Origin of the sequence: Spongiibacter nanhainus (assembly GCF_016132545.1) — a bacterium.
In the GTDB taxonomy this organism is placed as follows: domain Bacteria; phylum Pseudomonadota; class Gammaproteobacteria; order Pseudomonadales; family Spongiibacteraceae; genus Spongiibacter; species Spongiibacter nanhainus.
Map to the genome: position 1 here is coordinate 3,391,659 of NZ_CP066167.1, position 13,524 is coordinate 3,405,182.

General features: G+C 58.5%; 12 protein-coding genes. 7 read left to right on the forward strand and 5 right to left on the reverse strand.

Annotation, left to right across the window (positions count from 1 at the left end; genetic code table 11):
* Window positions 1-86 precede the first annotated feature (86 nt).
* The 3 genes from I6N98_RS15550 to I6N98_RS15560 form a co-directional block, all read right to left on the reverse strand.
* Window positions 87-881 (reverse strand): TIGR00266 family protein, encoded by a 795-nt coding sequence (locus I6N98_RS15550; protein ID WP_198569237.1) that lies wholly within the window; start codon window positions 879-881, stop codon window positions 87-89.
* Between the two features lie 63 nt (window positions 882-944).
* Window positions 945-2,138 (reverse strand): GAK system CofD-like protein, encoded by a 1,194-nt coding sequence (locus I6N98_RS15555; protein WP_198569238.1) that lies wholly within the window; start codon window positions 2,136-2,138, stop codon window positions 945-947.
* A gap of 76 nt (window positions 2,139-2,214) precedes the next feature.
* The gene (locus I6N98_RS15560) at window positions 2,215-3,078 is read right to left on the reverse strand and encodes a hypothetical protein (protein ID WP_198569239.1); all 864 of its coding nucleotides are present in this window, start codon (window positions 3,076-3,078) and stop codon (window positions 2,215-2,217) included.
* Window positions 3,079-3,271: 193 nt separating this feature from the next.
* Between I6N98_RS15560 and I6N98_RS15565 the strand changes: the two genes are divergently transcribed.
* From I6N98_RS15565 to I6N98_RS15595, 7 genes are all read left to right on the forward strand, one after another.
* Window positions 3,272-3,754: an NUDIX domain-containing protein gene (locus I6N98_RS15565; protein ID WP_198569240.1), complete on the forward strand. Its 483-nt coding sequence runs from the start codon at window positions 3,272-3,274 to the stop codon at window positions 3,752-3,754.
* Window positions 3,751-5,400, forward strand: coding sequence for a PhoU domain-containing protein (locus tag I6N98_RS15570; protein WP_198569241.1), 1,650 nt, complete (start codon window positions 3,751-3,753; stop codon window positions 5,398-5,400). Before I6N98_RS15565 ends, I6N98_RS15570 begins: the two co-directional genes overlap by 4 nt.
* Window positions 5,393-6,313 carry a GAK system ATP-grasp enzyme gene (locus tag I6N98_RS15575; protein WP_198569242.1) on the forward strand — a complete coding sequence of 307 codons (921 nt, stop codon included), beginning with the start codon at window positions 5,393-5,395 and terminating at the stop codon, window positions 6,311-6,313. Before I6N98_RS15570 ends, I6N98_RS15575 begins: the two co-directional genes overlap by 8 nt.
* A 14-nt stretch (window positions 6,314-6,327) precedes the next feature.
* A complete protein-coding gene (locus I6N98_RS15580; protein WP_198569243.1) occupies window positions 6,328-7,434 on the forward strand; it encodes an HprK-related kinase B in 1,107 nt (368 codons plus the stop codon).
* Window positions 7,422-8,105: a histidine phosphatase family protein gene (locus tag I6N98_RS15585; protein WP_198569244.1), complete on the forward strand. Its 684-nt coding sequence runs from the start codon at window positions 7,422-7,424 to the stop codon at window positions 8,103-8,105. Before I6N98_RS15580 ends, I6N98_RS15585 begins: the two co-directional genes overlap by 13 nt.
* A 164-nt stretch (window positions 8,106-8,269) precedes the next feature.
* Window positions 8,270-9,637, forward strand: coding sequence for a metallophosphoesterase (locus I6N98_RS15590; protein ID WP_198569245.1), 1,368 nt, complete (start codon window positions 8,270-8,272; stop codon window positions 9,635-9,637).
* Window positions 9,638-9,693: 56 nt separating this feature from the next.
* Window positions 9,694-9,966: an amphi-Trp domain-containing protein gene (locus tag I6N98_RS15595; RefSeq protein WP_198569246.1), complete on the forward strand. Its 273-nt coding sequence runs from the start codon at window positions 9,694-9,696 to the stop codon at window positions 9,964-9,966.
* A 21-nt stretch (window positions 9,967-9,987) separates the two neighbouring features.
* On the opposite strand, the gene I6N98_RS15600 is transcribed toward I6N98_RS15595, so the two are convergent.
* Window positions 9,988-11,475, reverse strand: coding sequence for a purple acid phosphatase family protein (locus tag I6N98_RS15600; RefSeq protein ID WP_198569247.1), 1,488 nt, complete (start codon window positions 11,473-11,475; stop codon window positions 9,988-9,990).
* Window positions 11,476-11,566: 91 nt separating this feature from the next.
* Window positions 11,567-13,426, reverse strand: a complete 1,860-nt coding sequence (locus tag I6N98_RS15605) for a S8 family serine peptidase (RefSeq protein ID WP_198569248.1) — start codon at window positions 13,424-13,426, stop codon at window positions 11,567-11,569.
* Between the last annotated feature and the right edge of the window lie 98 nt (window positions 13,427-13,524).

Below are 13,524 nucleotides of genomic sequence, written 5' to 3' on the forward strand. Positions count from 1 at the left end.
AGCGGTGGTGGGCCAGCCGCCTAGAAGCTTGTTGATGCCCGTTTTCAACGCCGCAGGAGCAGCGTCGATGGGGAATCAATAGCCTGCTAGCGGTTGTCCCCGTCGAGGAAGCGCCCCAGGCCACCCAGCACTGAACCCTCACCTTTGTCATCGCCACCGGAAGACGGCGCGTGGGCAATAATGCGATCGGCCATGCGGGAAAACGGCAAGCTCTGTAGCCACACCGTGCCATGGCCTTTCAGTGAGGCCAAAAACAAGCCCTCACCGCCAAACACCATGGACTTCAAACCGCCGGCGCGCTGAATGTCGTAGTCGATACCTTCGGTAAAGCCCACCAGGCAGCCGGTATCCACCCGCAGGGTTTCACCGTTGAGTTTCTTCTCCACCACCGTGCCACCGGCCTGTATGAAGGCCATGCCGTCGCCTTCCAGCGATTGAAGAATAAAGCCCTCACCACCAAAGAAGCCGCTGCCTAGGCGCTTGTTAAAGCTGATATCCACCTTAGTTCCCAGCGCCGCGCAGAGAAAGGCATCCTTCTGGCAGATAATTTTTTCGCCCAATGCCGCCATGTTCAGCGCCACGATATTGCCGGGATAGGGCGCCGCAAAGGCTACCCGTTTTTTGCCCTGGCCCTCGTTGGTAAAGTGGGTGGTGAACACCGACTCGCCGGTAAACATGCGCTTACCTGCTGAAAACAGCTTGCCAAACATGCCCTGATCGGGATCAGAACCGTCACCCATTTTGGCCTGAAAATTGATGCCCTCTTCCATGTAGGTCATTGCCCCCGCTTCAGCAATTACCGTCTCACCCGGGTCCAGCTCCACTTCCACCAGCTGCATTTCCGAACCGAGAATGTCGTAGTCCACCTCGTGACAACGCATGTTTTACCTCCTTATTAAAACCATGCGCGCGGCATGGTTCGACAACGTTTATCGTGCTCTATTTCACACCAATGACATCAGCGCCGATACCAGTAACTCATTGTCGTAATAGGGCGCGCTGCGTTTACTGACTAGCTTGGTGTCTATGATTTCAATACCCAGCCGGCGAATATGATCCAGTGACAGGTCGCTGGGGTATTCGCCATTGCGGCTATCCAGCAGAATAAAATTTAACAACTGGTCAGTCGCGACAGTCTCGCCACAGTCTCGCCGCAACAGTGCCAACAGCCGATCTATCGACAGCGCCAGGTCCATCCCGATTTGCTCGGGATCATAACCGAGGTTGGGAATGTAGATTTTGGGGTTGTGATTGTCTGCTATGGCCTTGCCCACCCCCGCCGGCATCAGGTTGGCCAGCAGGCTAGAATAAAAGCTACCGGGCGGATAGCAAATCAACTCGGCAGCGGCAATGAGTTTGCGATTTTTCTTGCGCAGCGCCGTGGTGGTTTCTTGCCAGGATTCCAACTCACTGGACAACACCATGGTCTCCACCGCCGAGGTCAATGGCGGCTGTTCTTTGCCAGTAAGGCGATGCTGGCCGATCAAACGGCTGCCGTCTTCTAACTCCGCCGCCAAGTGCAGGTTCTCGTCGACGATTGCCCGCACCGTGCCCTGCACATTGATCAGTTTGGAAAACAGAAAGATGATCGGGTCCAGCTCCCGGTGGTTGTTAAGATAGCCCCCGGTCAAAATCAGGTTGCCGATACTGGCGCCGCGCAGATCGAAATCCTCGGGCATGGCGTCGATAAAATAGCCCAGCAGATTACAAATCAAGCGGCGCATGGGGTTGGCGATCTCAGCAACGCGACGAGATTTTCCCCGGGCCATTTTCTCCAGCTCGCTCCTCAACTCGGCCTGACTGGCTTTGCTGGGCAGGCGGTAGTGAAACAGCTCGTAAATTTCCGGATGCCCCAGCACGGTCTCGTCGGCCAGTGCCATCAGCCGGCTGCGTAAGTCACCGATGGAGGGCATGGCAAAGGCCCGCCGCAACTCCGCTGAACTGCCCCCGGAGTCAAAAGCAGTCACCAAGTGAATGGAATTGTGAGTGTAATTCTTGAGGGTTTTACACAGCGTGTTTAAGGCCGAGCCACCGCTAAAGAACAGGATTCTCGGCCCTAACTCCGGGTTTTTATGGTAGCGGCTGATGCGCAGTGGATCGGGAATATCGGCACTGCGACTGACGCGAATCTGGGCCATGGGGACTCAAGTTAGAATGGAGCGCCGGGATAATCCAACGTAGAAGAAAGGGGGCGGCGCAGCGCCCCGTTTCAGATTATTTACCAAACAGCTTATTGAAGGCCTTATCCAAGGCCTTGTCGACGACGTTGTCGGTCTGTTGGTCCACTTCAGCATCGGTGCGCTCTTCAACACGGTCTTGTTGACGCTCCGCCTTTTGGCCAAACAGTTTACCCAGGCTGAATCCACCACCGGCACTGGCCTCGGCGCCATCGGCAGAGGCACCGGCTTCGGCATTGGCACTACCGCTAAAAATATTACCCATATTGGGCATCGTGGTCGGTTCCGCAGGTAACTCAAAGCGGCTTTTGCTGACATTCTCGTCACTGATACTGACAACCTTCATTTCGTTGCCAAAACGCAAGTAGCCCTTGTCTTTTTCTCTGAGGGCATTGAACACCGCATCCACTTGGCTGGCATCTTTTCCAGAGGCCTTCAACATGGTTTTTGAGAAACCCATCATCGCGTCACGCAGCTCAATAACGCGCTTGTCGCCTGACAGCACCACTTCGTCGGTTTTTTCACGGCCTTTGTGGTCAGTGTAAGTTACCATCCACACCCGGCCACGGATTCCGGCAACAGTTTCGTGACGGCCCGTTTTTTCCATCGATTTAATGGCGGTTGCCTGGGGGCCAGAATCTGGAACCATGCCACTGAACATCTTCATGGTGGCGCCAGCATCAATCACCATACCGTCGGTGACCATGTACAGCTTGTCATCCCGCTGCAGCATATAACCCTGTTGCCCCTCGCTGGACATGCGCAGGTAGTTATCGCCGCGATACTCTACTGTGCTGACCTGATTACCGTTTTGCATCTGCACGACACCGGCTAGCGCGCTGCCGGCCATCCCGATAGCCAGGCCCGCACCGGCAAGCCACTTCATCGTAGGTGAATTCATTTTCCTCTCCCTTGGAATTAGCTGTATAACTCTGGTATTTGTTGTTGGCAGTGGTACCCGCGACCGTTCATCCACTGCGGGTGACCGTAATGTAACCACCACAGCCGGCTAATACCAGACTCTGTAACAGACTTTTTCCGCCAAATTCGTCAAACTAATGGATCGTCACCCTACATCAAGAATCCGGCTTTAAATGAGTGAGCTGTCCCCCCCAATTCGTAACGCCGCCCGCGCCCTGATCGTGCGCAATCAATCCGTGCTTGCCCTGCGCAAAACCGAGGGTCGCTACGCACTGCCTGGCGGTGGCCAGGCCCCCGGCGAGAACCTTCACCAGGCATTGCAGCGCGAGTGCCGCGAGGAGATAGGCTGCCAAGTCAGCATCGACACTCTGCTGACCGTGGCCGACTATCTCAAACCCCGCAATAGTAAACCCGGTTACCACCGCCATGTGGTGGAATTCCTGTTTCTCTGCCGCGTCGATGATGACTATCAAGCCCACAACGGCCCCAAGCCGGATAAGCGGCAACTGGATGTGGAATGGCTGTGTTTGGACAAGGTGTCCGAGGTCGACCTCTCGCCGGGCTTTCTCAAAGCCGTACTGCCACACTATCGCCGCTACCAACACCAGGAGGCCACCTATTTGGGCCAGTTTGACGACACCGAGGGCGCCACGTGATCAGGGTAGCCAAGGGTATTCGCGACAACCTGCGTTTTCTGTGCGTGGAGGTGGATTCTCAACTGGAGAACCTGCAGTCCTATTTCGACGATCCGAGCCGTGCCCTGGCGCGGCGGATCTTTGACCGCGCCGGTTACGTTTACAACCTCAAAGCCCGCATCCACGACGGTACACTGCGGCAGCTGTGGGAGCACAAAGACAGCGATAGCGTCACCATCATCCTGCGCAGCATAGAGTTTATTGCCACAGAGCTGGAGCGCATTGCCGAGTTGTGCCGGGAGTGCGTCAAACAGGCCCAGCACATCGACGAGTTCAGTTTGTTAAAACCGGCCGCCTACGGCGATATGCTGCAACAGGTGCGCGATGGCATCGCTTATTTGGGGCCCGCCATTGCCGACAACGACAGCAAGCTGGCACTGGAGATTGGCAAGATCGAAAGCCGCCTGGACCGGCACTACAACAAATTGCTTAAGCGTTATATCAGTGGCCTGAAAGAGAAAAAAGAAAAACACACCGAAGATTTGGCCACGGCCCTATTCATTGCTCACAACGTAGAACAGATGGGCGATGCGCTGCTCACTATCAGTGAGTCCATTATCTCCGCCAACCTCGGTCAACCGGTTAACCTGGAGAGTTTCCAAGCCCTCCAGGCCTCGGTAAAAAAACTGGAAAAGGACGAAGCCCTTGAGGAGATGCAGGTTCGCGCTATTGCCGAGACCCGTTCAGGCAGCGCCATCTCCGCCATCAGCTATGGCGACGGCGATGACGACGACTATTTAGCCATCTACAAAGAGGGCCAAAAGCGCAAACTCAAGGAAGAGCGACAGAGCGTGGAAAGCTGGCACGAAATCTACCCGGGCCTGGCACCCAAAATCCTGTCGTACAAAAAGCGGGGCCAATCCGCCTCCCTGCTGATCGAGCACTTGCCCGGGATGACCTTTGAACAGATTCTGCTCAGCGCCCCCGACGATCTGCTTGCCGAGACCCTGCAGCAACTCGGCGAGACACTGCAGTCAGTGTGGCGTGAAACCCGCACTGACGAACCGGTTAAGTCGGGCTTTATGCGCCAACTCAACAAGCGGCTCAATGAGGTTTACAAGGTGCACCCGGAGTTCGATCTCAGCGACTGCCAAATGTGCGGTTTTGACGTCGCCTCCTTCGACAGCTTGCTGGCGGCAGTCGCAGACTATGAGCAGTCTGTAAAAGCGCCCTTCTCGGTCTATATTCACGGCGACTTCAACGTCGACAATATCATCTACGACCCGATGGAAAAGCGCATCAATTTCATTGATTTACACCGCTCTCGCTACATGGATTACGTCCAGGACGTCTCGGTGTTTATGGTATCCAACTACCGCCTGCAAATTCTGGATAGCGCCACCCGGCGGCGCATCAATGAGGTGGCCCGAGAGTTTTACCGCCTCGCGCTCAGCTTTGCCCGCGAAACTGACGACCGCAGCTTTGACCTGCGCCTGGCTCTGGGACTGGCCCGCAGCTTTGCCAGTTCAACCCGCTTCATCCTCGACAAAAGCCACGCCCGCCGCATGTTTCTGCGGGCCCGCTACCTGATGGAAAAAGTATTGGCGACACCAAAGGACCAAATCTACACTTTTGAGTTGCCGGTAGAGGAGATTTTCAGTGCCTGACAGACACAGCAAGCCCCCCAGAATCGCGGTGGTGGGCATTCCCGGCAAGTGGTCCACCGAGGTACTGGCCGACGCGCTGGAGGCCCGCACCGGCTTCCGCGCTGTGGTGGACATGGCCGAGGTGTCCCTGGACCTGAGCCGGGGTGCGCTGATTTGTAGCCCCCCCGGCTACGGAGAACTGAATCTCTGTGACCTGGACGGCATCATCGTCAAGAAAATCTCCGCCCAGTACAGCCCCAACACCCTGGACCGCCTGGCCCTGCTGCGCACGGCCGAGCAGGCCGGTGTGCGGGTGTTTAGCCCGGTGGCCAGCATGGAAGGGCTGGTGAACAGATTGCATTGCACACTGGCCCTACAGCACGCCGCCATTCCCATGCCTGAGACCTTCATTACCGAGAGTATCGACGCGGCGCTGGACGCGGTGACCCGCTTTGGCGGCGCGGTATTTAAACCCCTGTTTTCCACCAAGGCCAGAGGCATGCTGTTGCTGGACAGCAGCGATGACCCCACCGCGCTTCGTAATACGATTGAAACATTCCGGTCGGACAATCCCCTGATGTACATCCAGCGCAAGGTCGAGCTCCCAGGCCGGGATCTTGGCATGGTGTTTTTAGGCGGCCGCTATCTCGGCACCTACGCCCGGGTCAATCAAGGCGACAGCTGGAATACCACGATCAACAGCGGCGGGCGTTACGCCGAGGTTCAGCCCGACCCGGCGCTGATAGAGCTGGGGCAACGGGCACAGGCGCCCTTCAACATGGATTTCACCACGGTGGATATCGCGGAAACCGACTGCGGCCCCATAGTTTTTGAAGTCTCGGCCTTTGGCGGCTTTCGCGGCGCCCTTGAAGGGGCCGGCGTCGACGCCGCCGCCCACTACGCCGACTACGCACTAGAGCAACTTACGCGGTAAACCTTAAGGACAGCATGAAGCCCAGCAGCGACGACATCAGCAAACAGTTACTGGCCGACTACCCGCTGACCGGCACGCCGCTGACGCTGCGCCTGGGAGACCAACTGTTGGCACTGCACACCAACTCCCCCGCGCTGCTAACCACCATCGCCAACTACTTTTCTCATATCGTCGTTCACACCAAGACCCAACAAGCCGATATTGAAGTGATCGCCATCGACGGCCCCAACCCCACTCTGGACTTAACATTTCAAGACTGGCCACGGGAACAGGGTAAACATGGGCGCAAGGATGCCGTCATCGATCTGGACGGCGGCCGACTGGTCCACAAAGTACGCACGGGGGTGATGTTTTTGCAGCGCCAGCGGCGCCCCATTGCGGCGGGGGCGCTGAGCAGCCACCCCAACCAGTTGATCAACTTCATCAACTCCCAGCACATGAACCACCTGCAGCAGCGGGGTTGGCTGATCTGCCATGCTGCCGGTCTAACTGCGGGTGACCACGGCCTGGCTATTGCGGGTTTTTCCGGCGGCGGAAAATCCACCCTGTTGCTGCATCTGATGGAGGCCGAACACGCCTGTTACGTCACCAATGACAGGTTGTTCGTTCGTCAACAGGGAGACGGTGTGGCAATGACCGGGATTCCCAAGTTGCCCCGCATCAATCCGGGCACCATTGTGCACAACCCGCGTCTGCGCAAACTGCTAAGTCAGTGCGAACTCGACCACCTGCAATCGCTTCCAAAGGCCGAGCTATGGCATCTGGAACAGAAATACGACGCCCACATCAACGACTTGTACGGGCCGCAGCGCATTGTTGAGGGCGGCAAGCTGCAAGACCTGATTATTCTTAACTGGAGCCACGATCGGGAAGAGGGCACTGAACTCAAGGCAGTGTCGCTATCGGAACGGCGCGAGCTGTTGCACGCCATCATGAAGTCCCCCGGCCCCTTTTATCAAAATCGGCAAGGCGAATTTCTGACTGGCCGGGAGCAACCCAAACCCCCCGACTACCTGGCCGCGCTGGAAGGCGTCCAAGTGTGGGAGTTAACCGGCGGTATCGACTTTGATCAGGCGGTCGCCGCCGTACATCGCAACATCCTTGCATCATGCCACGCCTAATCGTCGCCCTGATCCGCCACGGCGATTATCAACAGCGCCCCGATACCCCTAGCGCCCACCAACCCTTTCCGCTAAGCCCCCTGGGTGAGCAACAAGCCCGTCAGGCGGGCGTTGAGATTGCCGAATTTGCTGCCGATCTCGGTTTGACGCTGTGCCCCAGCCTCGATTGTTCCAGCTTGCTGCGCGCCTGGCAGACCGCACACATACTGGCTGACTCGCTCCCCGGCAATACGGACTACACCCTGCACAGCACCATGGCCTTGGCTGAACGCAGTGTCGGAATCGCCGCCAACCTGACTACTGCCGACATCGAGTCGCTGTTGGCGCAGGACCCCCGTTGCGATACGCCGCCGGAAAACTGGAAGTCCAACAGCCACTACTGCCTGCCCCTCCCTGGGGCGGAATCGCTGATGACCGCCGGCCAGCGGGTGGCTCAACACCTTCGACAGCGCACGGCTGAACCGGTGGCCACCGACACCCTCAAGGTATTTGTCGGCCACGGCGCCGCCCTGCGCCACGCCGCCTTTCACCTCGGTGTTCTCAGCGAGGCGCAAATCCCCCAACTGAGTATGTTTCACGCGCGGCCAATATATCTGGAGAAAACCGAGCGGGGCTGGCAACATATCGCCGGTGATTGGAAGCAACGGGGTGGCGAGGCGTACAACGACTAAGCCGCCGCTAAGCAAGCGCCAAACAAGACTAAGCAAGCAAAACGGCGCGACGTTTCTCCCGCTAAGGTGCTCCCTATGTCAACACGCGCTTGACGCTGTCACTAAACTGCAACAGCAATGCAATATAACGTGACAAAACACCGCGATCGGATAGAGGTCCGCTCATGACACAACTCACCAGCGCACTTCCCAACTGGCAGCTGCCGGTGGCCGGGCCCGCCGGTGAGTGGGCCGATGACCAGCTGCCGCTGCGCACTGAGACCTGGCTGCTGGGCAAGCCCAACCACAGCGACGATGAAACCCAGCGGGTGCAGGAACTGCGGGAAGCCGTGCAACGGGCCGCCTCCCACCAGCCCTGGCAGTGGCCCAAGCGCCGCACCCTGTTTATCTCTGACCCCCACGCCGATGCTGATGCCTTTGTCGCCTCACTGCGGGCCGCCGGCGCCATTAGCCCTGGCAAAGACCACAGCAAAAAGAAAAAGACTCTCGCCACCACCTTCAAATTAAACCGCGCCGGCCGCCGGGCGCGCTTTATCATCGGTGGAGACTGCCTGGACAAGGGCCCCAGCAATTTAAGCCTACTGCGCAGTCTGAAACACCTGATCGATACCGGTGCCGACGTCAAACTGCTGGCCGGCAACCACGATATGCGACTGCTGGTGGGCTTGCGCTCTCTGGACGAGGAGCCCAATGCGCTGACTGAACACCTGTTCGTGCGCATGAGCCCCAAGGCGATGCCCTTGTTACAGGAGGTCTATGAGGAATATGTCGCCCACCGGCCCAAGGCCCTCAAAGGCATCCCCGATGAGGCCGAGTGCCGGCGCCGACTGCTGCCCCGAGCCAGTTGGTACAAGGCGTTTCCCAAGCAGGCCGCCGGCTTGCTGTCCGAAGAGGCTCTGACGCGGGAGGTGGTGCGCCTCCACAAAAAAGCCAGCCATTTTGAAAAACACTGCCACGACGCCGGTATGGGGATGCGGGAGGTGTATGCCACGGCCAAGGCCTGCCAACGGCTGTTCCTTCACCCCAAGGGCGAGTTCTTCTGGTTTTTTGACAGTATGAAACTGGCCCACAAGTCCGGTTCGTTTCTGTTCGTCCACGCGGGCCTGGACGACAGTATTGCAGCACTGATTGCCGAAAAAGGTATTGGCTGCCTGAACAAGCTCTATCGCAAACAGATTCGCAAAGACTTGTTCACCTTCTACTACGGCACCGTGGCCAACACCATGCGCACCAAATACCGCAACGTGGATATGCCGCTGAGTGACATTGGCGTGGCAAGAGTGCATCGCAAAGGCATTCACGCAGTGGTGCACGGCCACCGCAATCGCCACGATGGGCAGCGCCTTATGCTTCGTCAGGGGCTGCTACACGTCGAAGGTGACACCACGCTGGACCGCCACTCCCGTCACAAAGAGGGACTTAGCGGCATCGGCGCCGCGGTCACGGTCATTGAGCCCAGTGGCCGGGTCATCGGCATCAGTAACGACTACCCCTTCGCCAAAGTCTTCGAACCTGGGGAATATCTTCGCTGACCGGCGTCGCGCTATAATAAGCGTACCGAAGTTCAACACAGCCATAGCGACGCAACATGCGACAGCCCAAAACAACCTTCCGCCACGATTCTCTCCAGGATCGCGAGACCATTCAGGAGTTCCTCAACGCGCTGATCAAGGGCCTGGACAAGGGCGAGCTACTGTTCAGCGATGAAGATGGCAAAATTGAGATGCACCCCGAGGGCCTGCTCAATCTCAAGGTCACGGCCAGCCAGGACGATAACCGACATCGGGTGGACGTGCGCATCAGCTGGCAGGTCGCCGGCGACACTGAGCACAAGTCCATTGTCAAGGTTAACGGCGACTAGACGCCGCCTCCAGCAACTGCGCTAACCGCAGTGTTCCAGGGCATGTTTGTTGCGGGCCACAGTATGGGCGGCAATTGCCGGATAATCCTTTAGCAGTTCATGGGACGAGCGCGCCGGTTGAGCGCACTGTAAACAGGCCACCGACTCTTTGGCGGTGATCTCAAAACTATCCCGCAGTGCAAACTGGCCATCACTCAAGCGGCGCCCCTCTTCACTCATATCCATCGGCTCAGCGCCGTAGTATTCCACCGCGATCTTGCCCGGGCTGACCAAGTACTTGGCAAAACCGATACCCACAAAGGTGCTCGCCGACCAGCGCTGAGGACCATTGTCATCAAAGATACGAATCGATGCGCCACCGGTGCCCACCATCACCTGGACATAGCCCAGGGGATTCGGCAAACCAAAGGCCATCGGCACGGAGCGCTGGTAGACGTGATCGTGACCCACCAACAGCAAATCGACGCCGTAGCGAACGATAATGTTCTCCTCCAGCGCCACCAGGGTGGGATTGGCCGGGCTGCGCCCGTCCTGATCTGTCCAGATCGTGAAATGCTGCATCACCACGATGAAATCGATCTCTCCACGCAGCCGGCGCAGGGCGGCCTGGGCCAGGTCCGCCTCGATATTGAGAATCTCCTCAATCAGGGTGCCATCGTTAATTAAGGCCCCGGCGGTGGTCACCAGAAAGTGCACCCGGTTGTAGTCAAAGGAATAGTAGGAGCTGCCCGGGCTGCCGGTACCCAGCAGATCCCCCAAGGGTTTGCCGGGGTGGGTAAAGCGATTTTTAAAGGTATCGCCGCCAAAATCTTTTTGCTCGTGATTGCCCGGCGCGGTCATGGTGATGCGCTGACTCATCAGCGGCTGCATCTGATCAAACCACAGGTCCCAGATCGGCTGATCGCCATTGGCGTAGGACAAGTCCCCCGCCAGCAACAGCAGATCTGAGGGTGTGCGCATAACGGCATCGGTCACCATTTGCGCTAGCTCGCCCACGCCGTGGTCGCCAAAGTGAATAAAACTCCACTGCTCCGCTGGCGACGGGGGCACCACATAGACTGACGACCAGCCCCCCTCATCAGACCCCACCCGGTAACGAAGGGGCCGCTCAGGATCAATGCCAGTGACGGTGGCCCGGTGGGTAAAGGCCTCCACCCCTGGGGTGGCATCAGTGCTGGCCTCCACGGTATGGGCAAAGACTTTAAACGCGATATCGTCAGCGCTCATCGTCTCCTCCACCACGTCCCACTCCAGCCGCGACGCGGGCGCATCCACGCCATCGGTGAACCAGGTCAGGCTACGGCTGCTGCGACTGTCTTCACCCAGGCTAACGTGCAGGCCTCGAGGCATCATCGGGCCCGGTTCGCTGCTATCTGGCAGCGGGTTGCCAGTGGGGTTGCCATTCCCAGAAGAAGCCCCGGTCGAGCCACCACCACAGGCACTCAACATAAGGGTCGCTGCGGACCCCGCCAAAAACCGACGGCGGGTAAAGGGGAAAGACTGGGACATAGAAAACTCCGGGAAGGCTTACGACGATCCCGGAGAATAAGACAGCGATATTAAACGATGATGACGATCGGCGATGCCGCGCCAATTCGCCCTAGTCGGGCTGATTAGTATAGAGACTGTAGCTGCCGGCACCCGAATACGAGCGCACACGCCAGCGATACGTGCCCGGCGATGCTGTGAAGCGGATACTCTCTTCACTGGAGGCCCCCACTGAACGGGCCACCACCGTCCAACTTTGCAGGAACAACACCCCGTCCAGCCGCTCGAGATAGAGATCAAAATCGGCACTCACCGGCCCGCTCAACACCCCGATCAACTCGCCACCGCCACTGCTGAACCCTGCGGTGCCGGGCACATAGTGTTGGGCACCGTCACCACTCAGGCTGCCCGAGGTAGCCGAGCAGCCGTCGCAGGGCGCACTGCCTGGCTGACGGAGAGTGATAACCTGCTGCACGCTATCCTGCTGGCCACTGCCATCGGTAACGGTCAGCTGCACCGTCACCACACCGTAGTCACTGTAGTTGTGGGCCACTTGCTGACCGCTGCCACTCTGGCCATCGCCAAACTGCCATTGATAGCGCTGAATACCCTGGTCGTCGCTGGACCCGGAGGCGTCAAAGCTGCAGTACAAGGCTGTGCACTGAGCGTCAAAATCGGCCAATGGCGCTCTGTCGCCGCCGCCTTCGGTGCTAATCTGCAGCAGCCGGTTAGGGCTGTTACGGGTATCCAGCACCCGCCCGCGGACCGCATCCGCCGCAAGAATATCGGCGACTTTGGCCGGAGAGGCACCGGGCCGCTCTGCCAGAATAAGCGCCGCCGCCCCGGCAACATGAGGCGCCGCCATGGAAGTGCCACTGAGCGCCGCTGAACTGCGATCGTGGCTGTACCAGGCGGAGCTGATCGACGATCCCGGAGCGAATATATCGACACAGTCCCCCCAGTTGGAAAACGAAGAGCGCTCATCCGCCTGGGTAGTCGACGCCACCGTCAACGCCGGCCCCACCCGGTTGGGGGACCCATTACAGGCATCAGTATCGTCATTGCCCGCGGCGATTACCATGGTGACACCGGCGTTAATCGCCCCCTGAACCGCCGCATCCAGCGCGTTGCTGGGCCCACCACCGATACTGAGATTGGCGACTGCCGGGGCACGGTGATTGGCTGTCACCCAGTCGATACCGGCAATCACCGCCGAGTTGGGGCCGCTGCCAGCGCAGCCCAGTACCCGCACAGGATGCAGGGTAGCCCCCTTGGCCACCCCCCAGGTCTGACCAGCGGCTACACCGGCAACATGGGTGCCGTGACCGTTACAGTCTTCGGTATCGTCGGGGCGGACGGAGGTGAACAAAAAGCCCGATTCAACAAAGTTTCGCCCCGCACCCATGCGCCCCTCAAACTCACTGTGCGTCGTGCGAATACCGGTATCGACGATATAGATATTCACCCCGGCGCCAGTGCCGGCGTAGTCGTAACGGTTATCCAAGGGCAGCGTCGGCTGATCGATGCGATCCAGGCCCCAGGGAGCGTCATTTTGCACAGCGGCCACGCTCACCATACGATCCTGCTCTACCAGAGCAACCAAAGGATTCTGCCGCAGCAGGTCTGCCGCTTCGGGGCTAAGCTGCGCCACAAAGCCAGTCACCGCATGTTGAAAGGTGATCAGCAATTCACCACCCACGCTGTTCAACAATGCTTCCACCTGTCCCAACAGCGGTAAGGCACTCAAATCTGTGCCTAATAAGGGCTCCAGGGGTTTGTTGAGCAACACAATGTACCGGCCGTCGATGAGTTCGCTGTTGGCGCTGCTGGCCTTGCTGAACTCAGCGCTGAATTGCTCATTGTCCGCGCCGGCGGGAGACGACGACGCCGAGACCGTAGTCGAGCCGCCACCCCCACAAGCAACAAGCAGCAGCGCCACCATGCTTACCACAATTGCTGGAATTTGTTTCATTCGTCTCCCCACTACTCACCCTCTTTTTCACCGAGCTGTTGTCTCGGCGACACCCGGACCCGCGATGACACGCAAAAAGTCGTCGGTTGAGAGTGATA

What these genes read in the sequence shown, in the direction of transcription:
- I6N98_RS15550 (WP_198569237.1), bottom strand. Translation starts at nt 881, where the DNA reads ATGCGTTGTCACGAGGTGGACTACGACATTCTCGGTTCGGAAATGCAG.
- I6N98_RS15555 (WP_198569238.1), bottom strand. Translation starts at nt 2,138, where the DNA reads ATGGCCCAGATTCGCGTCAGTCGCAGTGCCGATATTCCCGATCCACTG.
- I6N98_RS15560 (WP_198569239.1), bottom strand. Translation starts at nt 3,078, where the DNA reads ATGAATTCACCTACGATGAAGTGGCTTGCCGGTGCGGGCCTGGCTATC.
- I6N98_RS15565 (WP_198569240.1), top strand. Translation starts at nt 3,272, where the DNA reads ATGAGTGAGCTGTCCCCCCCAATTCGTAACGCCGCCCGCGCCCTGATC.
- I6N98_RS15580 (WP_198569243.1), top strand. Translation starts at nt 6,328, where the DNA reads ATGAAGCCCAGCAGCGACGACATCAGCAAACAGTTACTGGCCGACTAC.
- I6N98_RS15585 (WP_198569244.1), top strand. Translation starts at nt 7,422, where the DNA reads ATGCCACGCCTAATCGTCGCCCTGATCCGCCACGGCGATTATCAACAG.
- I6N98_RS15590 (WP_198569245.1), top strand. Translation starts at nt 8,270, where the DNA reads ATGACACAACTCACCAGCGCACTTCCCAACTGGCAGCTGCCGGTGGCC.
- I6N98_RS15595 (WP_198569246.1), top strand. Translation starts at nt 9,694, where the DNA reads ATGCGACAGCCCAAAACAACCTTCCGCCACGATTCTCTCCAGGATCGC.
- I6N98_RS15600 (WP_198569247.1), bottom strand. Translation starts at nt 11,475, where the DNA reads ATGTCCCAGTCTTTCCCCTTTACCCGCCGTCGGTTTTTGGCGGGGTCC.
- I6N98_RS15605 (WP_198569248.1), bottom strand. Translation starts at nt 13,426, where the DNA reads ATGAAACAAATTCCAGCAATTGTGGTAAGCATGGTGGCGCTGCTGCTT.